The sequence below is a fragment of the Mesorhizobium sp. M0496 genome (assembly GCF_040321205.1).
Classification (GTDB): domain Bacteria; phylum Pseudomonadota; class Alphaproteobacteria; order Rhizobiales; family Rhizobiaceae; genus Mesorhizobium.
Genome location: NZ_JAMYRC010000002.1, coordinates 111,667 through 124,750 on the forward strand (window position 1 = coordinate 111,667; position 13,084 = coordinate 124,750).

Annotated in this window: 10 protein-coding genes, 1 tRNA gene and 1 pseudogene; 4 read left to right on the forward strand and 8 right to left on the reverse strand. The window is 59.8% G+C overall.

The window, feature by feature from the left end; genetic code table 11:
• Positions 1-11 precede the first annotated feature (11 nt).
• The 3 genes and pseudogenes from asnB to NKI73_RS03700 form a co-directional block, all read right to left on the reverse strand.
• Positions 12-1,949, reverse strand: coding sequence for an asparagine synthase (glutamine-hydrolyzing) (gene asnB, locus NKI73_RS03690; RefSeq protein WP_352627508.1), 1,938 nt, complete (start codon positions 1,947-1,949; stop codon positions 12-14).
• Positions 1,950-2,198: 249 nt separating this feature from the next.
• A pseudogene (locus tag NKI73_RS03695) lies at positions 2,199-2,525 on the reverse strand (IS5/IS1182 family transposase); the annotation flags it as partial.
• Between the two features lie 1,250 nt (positions 2,526-3,775).
• Entirely contained in the window at positions 3,776-4,012 is a 237-nt protein-coding gene (locus NKI73_RS03700) for a helix-turn-helix domain-containing protein (protein ID WP_023694075.1), read from the reverse strand.
• Positions 4,013-4,177: 165 nt separating this feature from the next.
• On the opposite strand from NKI73_RS03700, the gene NKI73_RS03705 reads away from it, so the two are divergent.
• The gene (locus NKI73_RS03705) at positions 4,178-4,690 is read left to right on the forward strand and encodes a helix-turn-helix domain-containing protein (RefSeq protein WP_352627510.1); all 513 of its coding nucleotides are present in this window, start codon (positions 4,178-4,180) and stop codon (positions 4,688-4,690) included.
• Between the two features lie 15 nt (positions 4,691-4,705).
• On the opposite strand, the gene NKI73_RS03710 is transcribed toward NKI73_RS03705, so the two are convergent.
• The 4 genes from NKI73_RS03710 to NKI73_RS03725 form a co-directional block, all read right to left on the reverse strand.
• The gene (locus NKI73_RS03710; RefSeq protein WP_352627512.1) at positions 4,706-5,959 is read right to left on the reverse strand and encodes a CapA family protein; all 1,254 of its coding nucleotides are present in this window, start codon (positions 5,957-5,959) and stop codon (positions 4,706-4,708) included.
• 74 nt (positions 5,960-6,033) lie between these two features.
• On the reverse strand, positions 6,034-6,882 hold the full coding sequence (locus NKI73_RS03715; protein WP_352627513.1) for a transporter substrate-binding domain-containing protein: 849 nt from the start codon (positions 6,880-6,882) through the stop codon (positions 6,034-6,036).
• 52 nt (positions 6,883-6,934) lie between these two features.
• On the reverse strand, positions 6,935-7,684 hold the full coding sequence (locus tag NKI73_RS03720) for an ABC transporter permease (RefSeq protein WP_352627514.1): 750 nt from the start codon (positions 7,682-7,684) through the stop codon (positions 6,935-6,937).
• A gap of 13 nt (positions 7,685-7,697) precedes the next feature.
• Complete coding sequence (locus tag NKI73_RS03725) at positions 7,698-8,357, reverse strand: ABC transporter permease (protein ID WP_352627515.1); 660 nt, start codon at positions 8,355-8,357, stop codon at positions 7,698-7,700.
• Between the two features lie 270 nt (positions 8,358-8,627).
• Here NKI73_RS03725 and NKI73_RS03730 point away from each other — a divergent pair, with 270 nt between their 5' ends.
• Both NKI73_RS03730 and NKI73_RS03735 read left to right on the forward strand, forming a co-directional pair.
• On the forward strand, positions 8,628-9,545 hold the full coding sequence (locus NKI73_RS03730; protein ID WP_352627516.1) for a LysR family transcriptional regulator: 918 nt from the start codon (positions 8,628-8,630) through the stop codon (positions 9,543-9,545).
• Positions 9,546-10,211: 666 nt separating this feature from the next.
• Complete coding sequence (locus NKI73_RS03735; RefSeq protein WP_352627712.1) at positions 10,212-11,840, forward strand: recombinase family protein; 1,629 nt, start codon at positions 10,212-10,214, stop codon at positions 11,838-11,840.
• On the opposite strand, the gene NKI73_RS03740 is transcribed toward NKI73_RS03735, so the two are convergent.
• Positions 11,797-11,873 (reverse strand) — tRNA-Met (locus tag NKI73_RS03740). The two genes, NKI73_RS03735 and NKI73_RS03740, sit on opposite strands and share 44 nt — an antisense overlap.
• Before the next feature lie 240 nt (positions 11,874-12,113).
• Between NKI73_RS03740 and NKI73_RS03745 the strand changes: the two genes are divergently transcribed.
• Positions 12,114-13,079, forward strand: coding sequence for a Gfo/Idh/MocA family protein (locus NKI73_RS03745; RefSeq protein ID WP_352627517.1), 966 nt, complete (start codon positions 12,114-12,116; stop codon positions 13,077-13,079).
• Positions 13,080-13,084 lie beyond the last annotated feature (5 nt).

The following is a 13,084-nucleotide window of genomic DNA, read 5'->3' on the forward strand; positions in this document are numbered from 1 at the left end:
CCTTGGTGGTGTCAGGCGGCCTTTGCGTTGCAAATGCCTGTGCCGGTGAAAGTCGTCAGCCACAGCTGCGTCGACAGGATGCCGACAAAGGCCGCGTTGTCGCGAAAGCCGGAGGCCGGCTGGCGGCTGCATTTCTCATGTAGTTTTGCCACTGCCTTCGGATTGAAGAGCCCGCCGGCGCTGACTGCGGCGTCGCCAAGGGCCGACTGGACATAGTCCCTCGTGGCCGGACCAACGAAGGACTGGCTGTCCGGTGCGCGATAGGGCTGTTTGGTCCGCCGGCCGATGGCGGCCGGCAGCAGGTCTTTGGTCGCCTCCCGGAGAATATGCTTCTCTACGAGCCCCTTCAGCTTCATCTCGGGAGGAAGGCCGGCGGCAAACTCGACCAGATGATGGTCGAGGAAGGGAAAGCGGCCCTCGATGCCGTGGGCCATCGCCATGCGGTCGCCCTGGCTGGACAGGATATAGCCGGGGAGAAGGAAGCGGGCTTCCAGATATTGCGCCTGATGCACGGGATGCCAGCGGGCGAACGCCTCGGGCAGCCGCGCGGCGAGCTCCTCGGCGGCGTCATATCCGGACAATGTGGCACGCAGATCGCCCGAGTAGAACAGCTTCGTCGCCGCTGTGCCGTCGAACCTCGGCCGATGGGAGAACAGCGGATCGTCGAGCGCCGCGCCGCTAGCCCCGAAGAAGGAGAACAGGTACTCGGCCGATTGCTGCCTCAGGCCCGGAAGATAGGGGTAGAGCTTGCGGAACAGATGCGGCCGGATGCGGGAGCCGGGCTGTCTCGCGCAAAAGCGCCGAACCCTGGCCTCCTTGAAAATATCGTAGCCGGCAAAGACTTCGTCGGCGCCTTCGCCCGTCAGCACTACTTTCAAGCCGGCCTCGCGCACGAGGCTCGAGAGCTTGTAGAGCGGGGCAGGGGCAGTGCGCAGGATCGGCCGCTCCGTGAAGCGGATAACGTCAGGGAAGACGGCGGCGATATCGCCTTCCCCGCAGGCGACGGCGCTGTGATGCGTGCCGAGCGCACGGGCCATCTCGAGCTGGAAGGGGCTCTCGTCATGTTCGGCACTATCGAAGGTGACCGAGAAAGTCCTGAGGCCACCCGGCGCCATGCCCGCCGCCAGCGCCGATGTGATGGAGGAATCGAGGCCGCCAGAGAGATAGGCGCCGACTGGCACATCGGCGCGCATGCGGATGCGGGTCGCCTCCGTCAGGAGGGCGCTCAGTTCCTCGGCCGCGGCACGCTCGTCCCGGTGCCGGGGCGGCGCGTCCCGGTCGGGATACTCCAGACTCCAGTAGGGCCGCGTCGAGACGCTGCCCTCTTGCACGATCATCAGGCTTGCCGGTTCGAGCTCGTAGATATTGCGGAAGGCCGTGCGCGGCGCGATCGGGGCCCAGAGCGTGAAGATCTGGTCGAGTGCGACCGGATCAATCTCGGCCGCGACGCCCGGGGCCTGGAGGAGCGCCTTGACCTCCGAGGCGAAGTAAAGCCGTTCGCCCTGCCTTGTATAGAAGAGCGGCCGGACCCCCATGCGGTCGCGCGCCAGAACCATGCGGCGGCGGCGGCCGTCCCAGAGCGCAAAGGCGAAATCGCCATTGAGCGCGGAGACGCAATCCTCCCCCATCTCGTCATAGAGATGCAGGATCACTTCGGTGTCGCTGGCTGTCCGGAAATGGCGGCCTTTCGCGCGAAGCTGCTCGCGCAGTTCCACATAGTTGAAGATCTCGCCGTTGAAGGCGATCGTCAGATCGCCCGTCGCATCGGACATGGGCTGCTGGCCGTCCCCCAGGCCGACGATGGACAGCCGCGCATGGCCGAGGCCGGCCGCCTTTGTGGTGAAGAACCCCTGCTCATCGGGGCCGCGATGCGCAATGGCAGCCGTCATCCTTTCAAGGAGCGCCCTCCCATCCCGGACAGTGCCGAAATAACCGCTAAAACCGCACATGCCGAGATATTTCCGAGTCCACCAGCGCGGCTCGGACTATAGCCGCCAAGATACCGGTAGGTGTTAAACATCTGGGACTATTCATGAGAATGGTAAATTTTGAGCGGCCGCCGACGGCTGATTTCTTGCGTGAGCATTGGATCTGCCGCGAGATGAAGGCAATGACGCGGCGTTGGTGCGCGGATATGAAATCGAACGCATTTCGTCTTTGATGTTGCCGGTTATACCTGCCGGACTTGATGCCGGACGGCGTGCACACGCCAGCATGAGGTTGAGCACGCTGCAACCGACGGCAACCTCGGTCTGCTGAGCGGCGAACGAACGAGCCCGCAAGCGTCGTCCGATTAGTGCCTTGTACCTTCCGATGGCGGTCTCGATCAGAGCCCGCTTACCATAGCCGGTAGCAGCCTGCCATCTCAGCCGACCGTCGCTTGCGATCGCGATAATGGGCTTGTGCCGTTGACCAAGCGGTCCGGTATCACCGCTTTCCACTGCCGTCGACCGAGGTGGAATGACGACGTTCGCGTTGCTGCTATGCTGCAGGATCATCTGATAGGTTGGCTTGCCATCATAGGCCGCCTTAGGCGATGAATGGTCTGTGCTCGAAAAGTCGCATAAACGGTGGGAAATCTCCAGAAACCCGGAACTCAGCCCCATTCACGGCCTCAGCTCTAACCACTCTACCCCATGCTCCGCGCGACGGAGAAGAAGGGCTATCTGGTTTCAGGGCAACGCCGCGCGGGTCGGTGGATGAGGCGCGTCTACAGCGCCACACCGTGCGTTTGGCGTCGGTAGGTGCCGTTTGGCCAACCGCACACGCGCGCCGCCTCCGTTCTCTTGAATAAATTCGATGCCGGCAATGGAGTGCCTCACGAAAGCATTCGAGGTTGTTGCGATGTGGGCTACGCAATCCTCTTCGAAATCCACAACCGTAACTCGCGAGACGCCTTCGACCGGCTCAGCTTGGCTCCAGCCGAGTATTCTTTGCGCCCTGCATTGCTATTCAACAGACTGCCAGTGTCAACCGCTAACCGCTTTGCAATGGCCAGACCGGTTATATTCTGCTGCCAAGCGCACTCGAGATGGTAATACCAAGCCGCAACCTATTTTGAAGCTAGACCGGCCTCCACCAATCGCCGGAATGCTTCCGATCTGGTGGGAAGATCTGGCTGAGTGCGACGCCATTCGTCTACGCGAGCAAGTAAGTCGGTCGAGAGCCGCAACTCGAAGCGTTCAGTTTTGTTGTCGAGAGGATCAGGAACGTTTGACAATGGCGGTGTCCGTAATGTACGGTATGTACGTAATGTGGTTCACTCTTGTTGGCCGAACGTCGTGCTCCAACACGTCGTTCGGCCTGGCCACAACCCAAGCTGTCTGGAGCTCGGATCATGGCTGATTCCGACAATACCACGACTTTGTCTCTCGTCACCCGCAGGAGAGCAATTGTGGGAACGACAATTGCGGATGCGAGACCAAGCCTAACCGCGTTTGCTTACACAGAGATCTAGGCGCGAGCCGGATCAGTTGGTCCTGCGGTAGCGCGTGGTGCGGAGGTCGGCAGGCTCATGAGGGGACTGAATGGGTGTTCTGTCAGCAGCACCGCCTGGAGCAAACCCATCGGAACGATTGGATATCGGTCTGCAACCAAGTTGTGTGATGGTGCGGCCATAACGATCCGGCAACCCATCAGGCAGGCTAGGATCGCGCAGGTCGGAAGGGGGATCGTGCAGATAGCGAATTGACTACTCCGCGACATTGCCGAACGAAACGCGAGGCTGCCAATCGAGCAGCCGCATCAAACAGAAACCATACCGCCAAATTCACTATCAAGCCCGAGGATTTAAGAGCCGGACACCTTCACCCCTCTGCCCTACGGATAAGAATTCGACGCCCGCTTTTGTCAGGGCCGCTTCAATTGCCTGCAAAGTGCTTATCCGGGAATCCACCTTGCCGTTTTCCAACCGGACCAGCGCGTTAAGGGAAACAATAGCCTTGTCAGCGAGTTCCTGCTGAGACCAACCCAGCAAAGCTCGTGCGGCTCGAATCTGTCGTGGACTGACCATGCGTCCACAATCGGCAGGCAGATATTCTTTGCCACTAATAGGGTTATTTCACACCCTATAAGGTATATTAAATGGCGATTCGGCTTTCAGATAACATCGACGCGAAAACCCGGAGCGTACGCGAGAGACTCTTTATCCGACTGACTTGTGGAGGATCAAAAGGCCTTGTTGAAACCGCGACGCTCCGTCCTCCTTCGGGCGGGGCCGAAGCCAAAGATCGACATTGACCCTCATCCCGCCGATCAGCATGTCGGCAGGCAGATTGCGACCGTTCGCGTCCAGTCCGACGTATCGCAAGCCCAGCTTGCCCGATCCATAGGAATCAGCTTCCAACAGCTCCAGAAATACGAGAACGCGCGGAATCGCGTGAGCGCGTCGATGCTCTACGAGATCGCCAGCTCGCTCGGCGTTCCTGTCGGCCGCTTCTTCGAAGGCCTGCCGGGAAACGATGAGGCCCGCGTCGCGGCGCGGCCCCTCCCGGTCGATGAGCGCCTGGATTTCATTGCCAGCGCGGAAGGGCGGCGCCTGATTGAGGGCTTAGTGAAACTTCCGCCGCGTGTGCGCGGTCGCGTCTCGTCCCTGATTGCAGCTTTAGGAGAAGAACTGGCCCTGCTAGACACAAAGGCGGACAGCGAGACTGCCGGCGAATCCCCGCCGGCCAAATGCAAGACCGTCTGACGGCCGGTCGAGCCGTCAGCCGAATTTTCGGGCAGCGGGCAGGGCGATGCGGCCGCAAGCCGAGGACACTTCGATTTCGACGCCGAACGCCCGCGAGCGGGTCGCGAATCCCTTGAGGATGTCTCGCGCCGCACTTCCCGTCACGGCGACGGGCACCAGTCTGCCTGTTGCCGATCCGAGAGATTGGGCCTCCGCGCCGATCACGACGGGCAGGAGATCTATTTCTGCGAGGTTTCCGCCCGCATCATAGCGGCACGCGGCGACGATGCTTTGCCAGACTTCCGATGGATCCCATTCGTTTTCGTCTGGATGGACGTGGAATAGGAAGTTTCCAAGGCCATAGAAAATCGGCGAGCCATTGTAGATTTCCACGGCCTGCAACACCGGCGCGCCGTGGCTGACGAACAGATTCGCGCCAGCGTCGATGCACATTCGCGCAAAGGTCTGCACCCAGCGCGGCACGTCCTGCCAACCTGGCTCCCAATGATGGTGGTGCAGATAGGCGATTACGAAATCCCCTTGTGCCGCCGCTTGGCGGATGGCTGACAGATGGACAGTCGCGCTTTGCGGGTCGACTTCGATCAGACGGCTAAAATCGGCGGCTTGCGTGAATACGGTGCCGTAGAAATTGATCTCCTTATCGGCCGACACCTCAACAGGGTCCTCCGGTTGCGCATAGTTCGCCAGTTCAAATGGGGAGCTTTGCAGATGAGCGCCCAGCTTTGCCAATCTGCGGAAATGTCCGTCCGGCACCCCCATCTTGCGAATGGTGTTCAAACGATTGACCCCGGGCCGAGCCGGACGGAAGGCCGTGCGGTCTTCGGCATACATGTTGGTCGGGCCGGGGCCTGCATCCATCGCAAGAAGCGCGACCTCGCGCGCGCCCAGCCGGTGGCGGCCCGGTTTCCTGGCGTCAGTCTCGTCGGCTCCGATGCCGGCATGCAGGAAACCGCGCGCTTCCACCTCCTCCAGCGTCGAGAGGATGCCGCCAGCGCCGAGATCGAAGGCATGGTTGTTCGCGAGCGCAAGCGCGTTAAAACCGATGGCCTGCAATGCGTCGAGCACTTCAGCCCTGGAATATCCGAAGTATTTGCCCTTGGTCGGCGACCCACCGTGCTTGCCGAGGATCGTCGACTCGAAGTTGGTGAAGACGACGTCGCCTTGGCGCAGGAAGTCCGTAACCGCGATGAAGCGTTCGTCTTTGACGTCACGGATGTCGTGCTTGATCAGGGATTGGCCGGTAACGACCGCGCAGAATTGGTCTTTCATGGGGCTCGCCTTGAAGGAGGGGAGGGCGCCGGCGTTGCGGCCAGCGCCACGTCAATGTCGAAGTCGGTTGCCGCCTATTGCGAGAGGGCAGGCGAGATATTGCTCTTGAACCATTTCAGGCTCAGCGCTTTGATCGTCCCATCCTTGGTAGCCGCGTCGATGGCCGCGTTGAACTTGGCGAGCAACTCAGTATCATCCTTGCGCATGCCGGCGCCGACGCCCGGCCCCCAAAGCCCGCCCTTCAGTTCCGGCCCGAAAAACACCGCATCCGAACCGGAAGGTGTCTCCAGAAAATCCCGCCAGGTGAAATAGTCGGCGAGACCGCCGTCGATACGGCCCGCGGCAAGATCGAGCTTCATGTTGTCGAGGCTGTCATAGCTGCGGATGGTCACGACATCGCCCAGGATTTCCTTCACCACGGCTTCCGAATTTGACGAGCGAAGAGCCCCGATCGCCTTGCCGGCGAGTGTCGATCTGAGGCGTTCAATGGTCGCCTTCTCCTTGCCCCCGATGGTCGAAAGGTTGACCTTTTCCTTGGTGTCGCCAGCGTCGAGACCCAGGTCCTTGCGCACCACGAACTGGTTGAAGCCGATGGCGTAGGGGATCGAGAACGCGATCGACTGCTTGCGTTTTTCCGTGATCGCCATCCCGGACATGATGACGTCGAACTTGCCGACAAGCAGTGCTGGGATGATCCCGTCCCAATCCTGCGGGACAAAGGTACATTTGATCTCAATGCGACGGCACAGTTCCTGTCCAACATCGATATCGTAACCGTAGAGTTGACCATTCGCGTCGGTGCCGTCCCAAGGCGGCGAGGCACCTTCAGTGGCAATCGATATGACGCGCCCGCTTTCGGCGCCGGCGGGGGATGCCGACATCAGGGATGCGATAGAAACAGCAATAGCCAGGGGTATGCGCATGATGCACCTCTTCGTTGGTTTGGATGGAAAGGGGAGCCCAGAACCTGCGGCGTCAGGGCAGGGGCGTGGTGATCTCTGGGTCAGGTAGGGCGGGGCGCAATCGCGCCTTTCGTCGACGCACCAGATGGCCGTCGGTCGACAGCCATCGCTCCAGCAACTGGATCGCTTTCACCGCGATCGACGTCAGCGATAGATAGATCGCTCCGGCGACGATGAAAATCTCGTACGGCGCGAACGTGGTCGACACCATCTGTCTCGCCATGCCGGTGATCTCGAGCAGCGTCACGGTGCTCGCGAGCGACGAGCCCTTGATCATTCCGACGATCTCATTGCCGTAGGCCGGGAGCGATATCCGGAAAGCGATCGGGAAGGTGACCAGGCGAGCGATCTGGAAGCGTTTCAAGCCGAGAGATGTGGCTGCCTCGGTGACACCCTTAGGCACGGACTGGAGACCGCGGCACAGGATCTCGGTGGTGTGTGCCGCGCTGTTCAGCGAAAATGTCAGAAGGGCACACCAGAAGGGGTCGCGCAGGATCACCCAGAAGATGCTGGTTCGCACCGCCTCGATCTGAGCGAGGCCGTAGTAGAGCAGAAAGAGCTGAACGAGCATCGGCGTGCCGCGAATGACATAGGTGTATGCCAGCACCGATAGCGAAAGACCGGGACGTCCAAATGCGCGCATGAAGGCAAGCGGCACGGACAGAAGGAACCCGGCCGTCAGCGACAGGACCGTCAGGGTCAATGTGAGGCCGACACCCGAAGGCAGGACCACCATTGCGTCAAACACCAAGCCGAGGTTCATGGATCGCTCCCTCCTACCGGCCGAGTGCCGGATAGCGCCGCTCAGCCAGCCGGATCGACAGCAGCGTGACGGTGGTCAGCGAGAGGTAGAGAGCGGAGGCCGCAAGGTAGAAGGTCAATGGTGCGCGTAAGGATCCGGCCCCCAGATACGCAACGCGCATGATATCGGTGAGGCCGACGATCGAGACCAGGGCGGTATCCTTGAAGAGCGAAATCCAGAGATTGCCATAGGCAGGCAGCGCCAACCGCAGCATCTGAGGTCCGATGACGAACATCCAGCGCTGCCAGGCGTTCAGCCCAAGCGACTTTGCCGCTTCGGTTTGGCCCGCTGGCACTGCCGCAATCGCGCCGCGAAACACTTCGGTCGCATAACCGCTGAAAACGACCGAGAGCGCGATAACGCCTGCGGTGAATGCGTTCACCTCGACATACCGGCCGGCGATTTTACTGGCGAGCGTGGTTCCGCCGAAGTAGATGAGCAGGATAACGAGAAGTTCTGGTACACCACGGACGACTGTGGTGTAGGCGGTCACGACCGCGTTGAGGCGCGGTTTTGCCGTGCCCTTCGAAATCGCCAAGAACAACCCAAATGCCGTACCAAGGCAGCCGCTGATAAGGGCCAGGCTGATGGTCACGGTGAGTGCGACAACAAATTGAGTAGTAAAACCACCCATTGGGGCGCTTCCTCGACTCGCAATTACCGAAGGATACGCCGGCCTTTGTCACTCAGACAAAGGCGTATAACCCAAGGTTGTGAATTGTTATATTTGTAATTTGGAGTTAATTTGAGATATTGGCTAATTCTAGCGCCTGAAATCACACACTCAATCTATAATTTTTATTATTTTATCTATAACTCGCCGTTATATACTGAGGTGGTTCGGTGCTGCTCGGGATGGCGATTTCTGCTTCCCAGGTGGTTATCAGGGAAAGGCGCGCAAGGAATGGAGTTGTTGCAGAGCGACCTCAAGCTCCGTCAACTGAAGGTTTTCCGAGAAGTGTTGCGGGCCGGTTCGACAAGGCGAGCGGCGGCAGCACTCGGGATAAGCCAGCCGGCCGTCAGTCAACACGTGAAGCAACTCGAGACCACGCTCGGCATCACACTGTTCAAGCGATCAGCCAACCGCATCGTCCCCTTGCAGGAAGCCTGGGAGCTCCTGCGAAACGTAGAACTTGCCCTGACGTCGCTGGATCGCCTGGAGGCGTCGATCTTCGCTATGAAGAACGAGGAAAAGCAACGGATCGCGATTGCCGCGCCTTCTGTTTTCGGTTTCGTGACCCTGCCCAAGGTTGTGGCGATTATCCACTCAAAGACCGCTTCGAATGTCCGGTCGATTTCAGGAAGCTACGAGCAGATCGGCGAGCACATCCTGGCTGGACGCGCGGATCTCGGAATCTCGCGACTGCCGCTGGATCCACTCCTGTTTGAATGGGCGCCGCTTGGGTCAGCTCGCAACGTATGCATCTTTCATCCCGAGCACCGCTTTTCAAAACAGACCTGTATCGAGGCTCAAGACCTGGCAGGCGAAACGATCGTTGATATCGATCCGCAGTTCGCCGCCCATCAAATGAACTTCAATGCCTTGCGCTTCGCCGGCGTTGAGCCAGACATACTGGTGGAATTCGATTGCAACGGTCACGAAGCCGGATACGTTTCGGCTGGCCTGGGCATTTCGATAACCAATGAGATCATCGCGCGTGAATACGCAGCGTTTCACCTCGAAGCAAAACCGGTGGAACCGTCCGCGCTCTATCACTACGTGGCGATTTGGCAGAAGGGCAGGACCTTTTCCAACGCACTGAATGTGTCGCTCGAGGCCATCATCGCTGCGTTTTCCATGGTGCCGCCTACTAGAGATTAATAGGTATTCCTCAGGCTGGGAGAACGACGCCAGGCGGGCAAGTGCGGCGTGCGGGCCGGATCGGTTGACAAGCCGTGGGAATGGCGCAGGAAACCAGCGCGCGGGATGGCGGCGCGGCACAACCTGAAGCTAGCCCCAACGACCGAAAAGCCCGCACCTCTGGCGGAGGACGCGGGCCGATCGGAGGCCCGATCTTCAGCAGGCGATGGAGGGAACCACCCGCCGCGCACAAACATTTAGATGTAGCTAATGTTCCGTCAAGTCGGTTCTGGTCGCCGATGAAAACGTAGGCTTCCAGTCGCGACTGTTCCTCTGAAAGCCTTCAGGCAGATTTCCGAATAGCACGCCATGCTATCCGTTTCTGCGACGGGCCAGTTTGCCTGCTTCTGTCAGCTGTCGAATGAATACATCTTGCTAGGTATGGAGAAAAATCGCGATCTCGGTTGGCCTAAAAGATGCCACGCATTCTGCGGTAAGCTGTCCGCGAATTTAGCAAGTCCACCGCCATTCTCGACCCGTGCCGAGCACTACCCGCAATGGTAGTGAAATCCGGCAAACGGGTCTTGCGCCGTGTGCCCGATAGAGCGATTCTGCGCCTTGCAAGCGCTCTCGCGCGCCAAGCCGCCCGCGAAGATCACGCGCGTCAACAGGCCGAGAAAACACATCATGAATCGAGCCGCGATCTACGCACGCTTCTCAACCGATCTCCAGAATGAGCGATCGATAGACGATCAACTCGCGTTATGCCGGGCGTATGCCGAGCGCGAGGGTTTGGACGTTGTCGCAACGTTCGACGATCGAGCTCGTTCCGGCGGTTCAGTCTTGGGGCGTGATGGTTTGCTCCACCTTATGGACAAAGCTCGTGAGCACGAATTTGACGTGCTCGTCGTGGAGGCACTTGATCGGCTCTCTCGCGACATGGAAGACCTTGCAGGGATTCACAAGCGCCTTTCATTTCTTGGCATCGAAATTCGTGCTGTCCACGAGGGCGTCGTCAACACAGTCTTGATCGGGCTTCGCGGTCTTGTTGGCCAACTCTATCGAGAGGACATTGCTCACAAAGTTCGGCGTGGCCAAGCCGGCCGGATCAACAGAGGCCTCCACGCCGGTGGGTTGACCTACGGCTATTCTTACGTTTTAGGCGACCCTGGGAAGCGCCTGATCGCAGTGCATGAAGCTGCGGTCGTGCATCGTATCTTCAGGGAGTACGTCGACGGACAAACTCCACGCGATATCGCTCACAATCTCAATAAGGAAAGCATACCGGCACCACGTGGGCGAGCTTGGAATGCCTCTACCATCAATGGAAATGCGCAAAGAGGGACCGGCCTGCTCCAGAATGAGCTTTATGCCGGCCGCTTGATTTGGAACAGGGTCCGAATGGTCAAGGACCCTGATACTGGGAAGCGCGTCTCGCGTCCGAATCCTAAAGACGAATGGCAAACGGTCGACGTTCCCGAACTTGCCATTGTTTCGCCTGAACTGTTCGATGCGGTTAACGCGAGAAAGAAAGCGCGTACAATCACTCATCCAAGCCATCAGCGCCGACCACGGCACATGTTGGCGGGACTTCTAAGGTGCGGTGCTTGTGGAGCGGGAATGTCGTCAAAAGGCATCGACAAGTCCAAGCGTACTCGCATCCGCTGTTCGGCCGCGACGGAAAGCGGAATATGCCCTGATCCTAAAACCTTCTATTTAGATACAGTTGAGACCGCAGTTCTCAATGGCCTTGCCGCCGAGTTGCGCCATCCTGATGTTATTGCCCAGTACGTCCAAACTTATCACGAAGAACGACGGCGCCTGGCTGCCGACACCGATGCGCGGCGCACTCGCTTGGAGCGACGGCTTGGAGAACTATCGCGGGAGATCGAGCGCCTGGTCAACGCCATCGCCAAGGGCCATGGCGACCCAGCTGTGTTAGGACCACAATCAACAACGCTCAATGAGGAGCGTGAGGGCATTGTGGCCGAACTGGACCAAGTGCCCGCGGCGGCCACTATGATCGCGCTGCATCCTGCGGTGCTGGCACGCTACGAGGAACAACTAAACCAACTTCAAACCGGGCTTGCCAAAGGCATTGCGGCTGGCGATGCCGAATCCGCCGAAGCGATGCGAGACCTGATCGAAACCATTACTGTGTTTCGGGATCCGTCGAGGATCGGCGGAATTGAAATCGAGATCGCCGGACGTCTCACCGCACTCCTGGGTGAGAATGCCTTCCCCAACGGCGTCAAAGCAGTGGGGGGTAAGGTGGTAGCGGGAGAGGGACTTGAACCCCCGACCCCAGGATTATGATTCCCGTGCTCTAACCAACTGAGCTACCCCGCCAGGGCGGCGAAAGGCCCGAAATCCGCCTCAAATCGAAAGGCATGTCGGGGGCGTTCGCCAAGGTCGCGCGGATATAAGGTTGGGAGGGTGAGCCTGTCAAGCTTCGAAGCAACCGGCTTGCCGGCTTATCGTCATTATCGAAAAGCTTTGCCGCGCAGACATTTGGTTGCTGCCGTCGGGGTTGAGTTCGAGGGGGCACGTCGCTATGTCTCGGCCACGAGTTTTTAGAGTTTGAAACAGATGAAGCCGCGCATTGCAGTCCTCGGTTGCGGATACTGGGGCAGCAACCACATCCGCACCCTCAAGGCGCTCGGCGCGCTGCACGCGGTCTCCGACGCCAACCGGGCCCGTGCCGAAGGCTTTGCCAGCGAGCAGGACTGCCTGGCGATCGAGCCGGACCAGCTATTCGTTCGTGACGATATCGACGCCATCGTAATGGCACTGCCGCCGCAATTCCATGCCGACCTTGCCGTGCGTGCCGTCGAGAGCGGCAAGGACGTGCTGGTGGAAAAGCCGATCGCGCTGACGGTGGCGGATGCCGAGCGTGCGGTGAAGGCGGCCAAGGACAATGGCCGTGTCTTCATGGTCGGCCATGTCCTGCGATTCCATCCCGCCTTCGAGACGCTGAAAGGGCTGATCGACAAGGGCGAGCTCGGCGAAGTCCGCTACATCCATTCGCATCGGCTCGGCCTCGGCAAGTTCCACACCGAGAACGACGCGCTGTGGGACCTGGCGCCGCACGATTTGTCGATGATCCTGGCGATCACCGGCACCGAGCCGATCGAGGTGCGCGGCGAGGGGGCCGCCCTGCTCGACAATCTCAGCGACTTCGCGCATCTGCACATGCGCTTTCCCAACGGCCTGCGCAGCCATCTCTTCACCTCGCGTCTCAATCCCTATCGCGAGCGGCGGCTGACCGTGGTCGGCACCAAGGCGATGGCGGTGTTCGACGACGTCGAGCCATGGGAACGCAAGCTTGCCGTCTACCGCCACGCGGTTTGGCAGGACAGCGGCCAATGGGCCTTCACCACCAATGAGCCATCCTATGTCGCGGTTGCCCAAGGCATGCCGTTGACGCGTGAACTGGAGCATTTCATCCAGTGCATCGAGACGCGCGCCGAACCGCGCACCAGCGGTGAGGAAGCGATCAGGGTGCTGCGCATCCTGACCGCAGGCACGGTTACACACACCAAGTCCGGTTCCTGAAACGC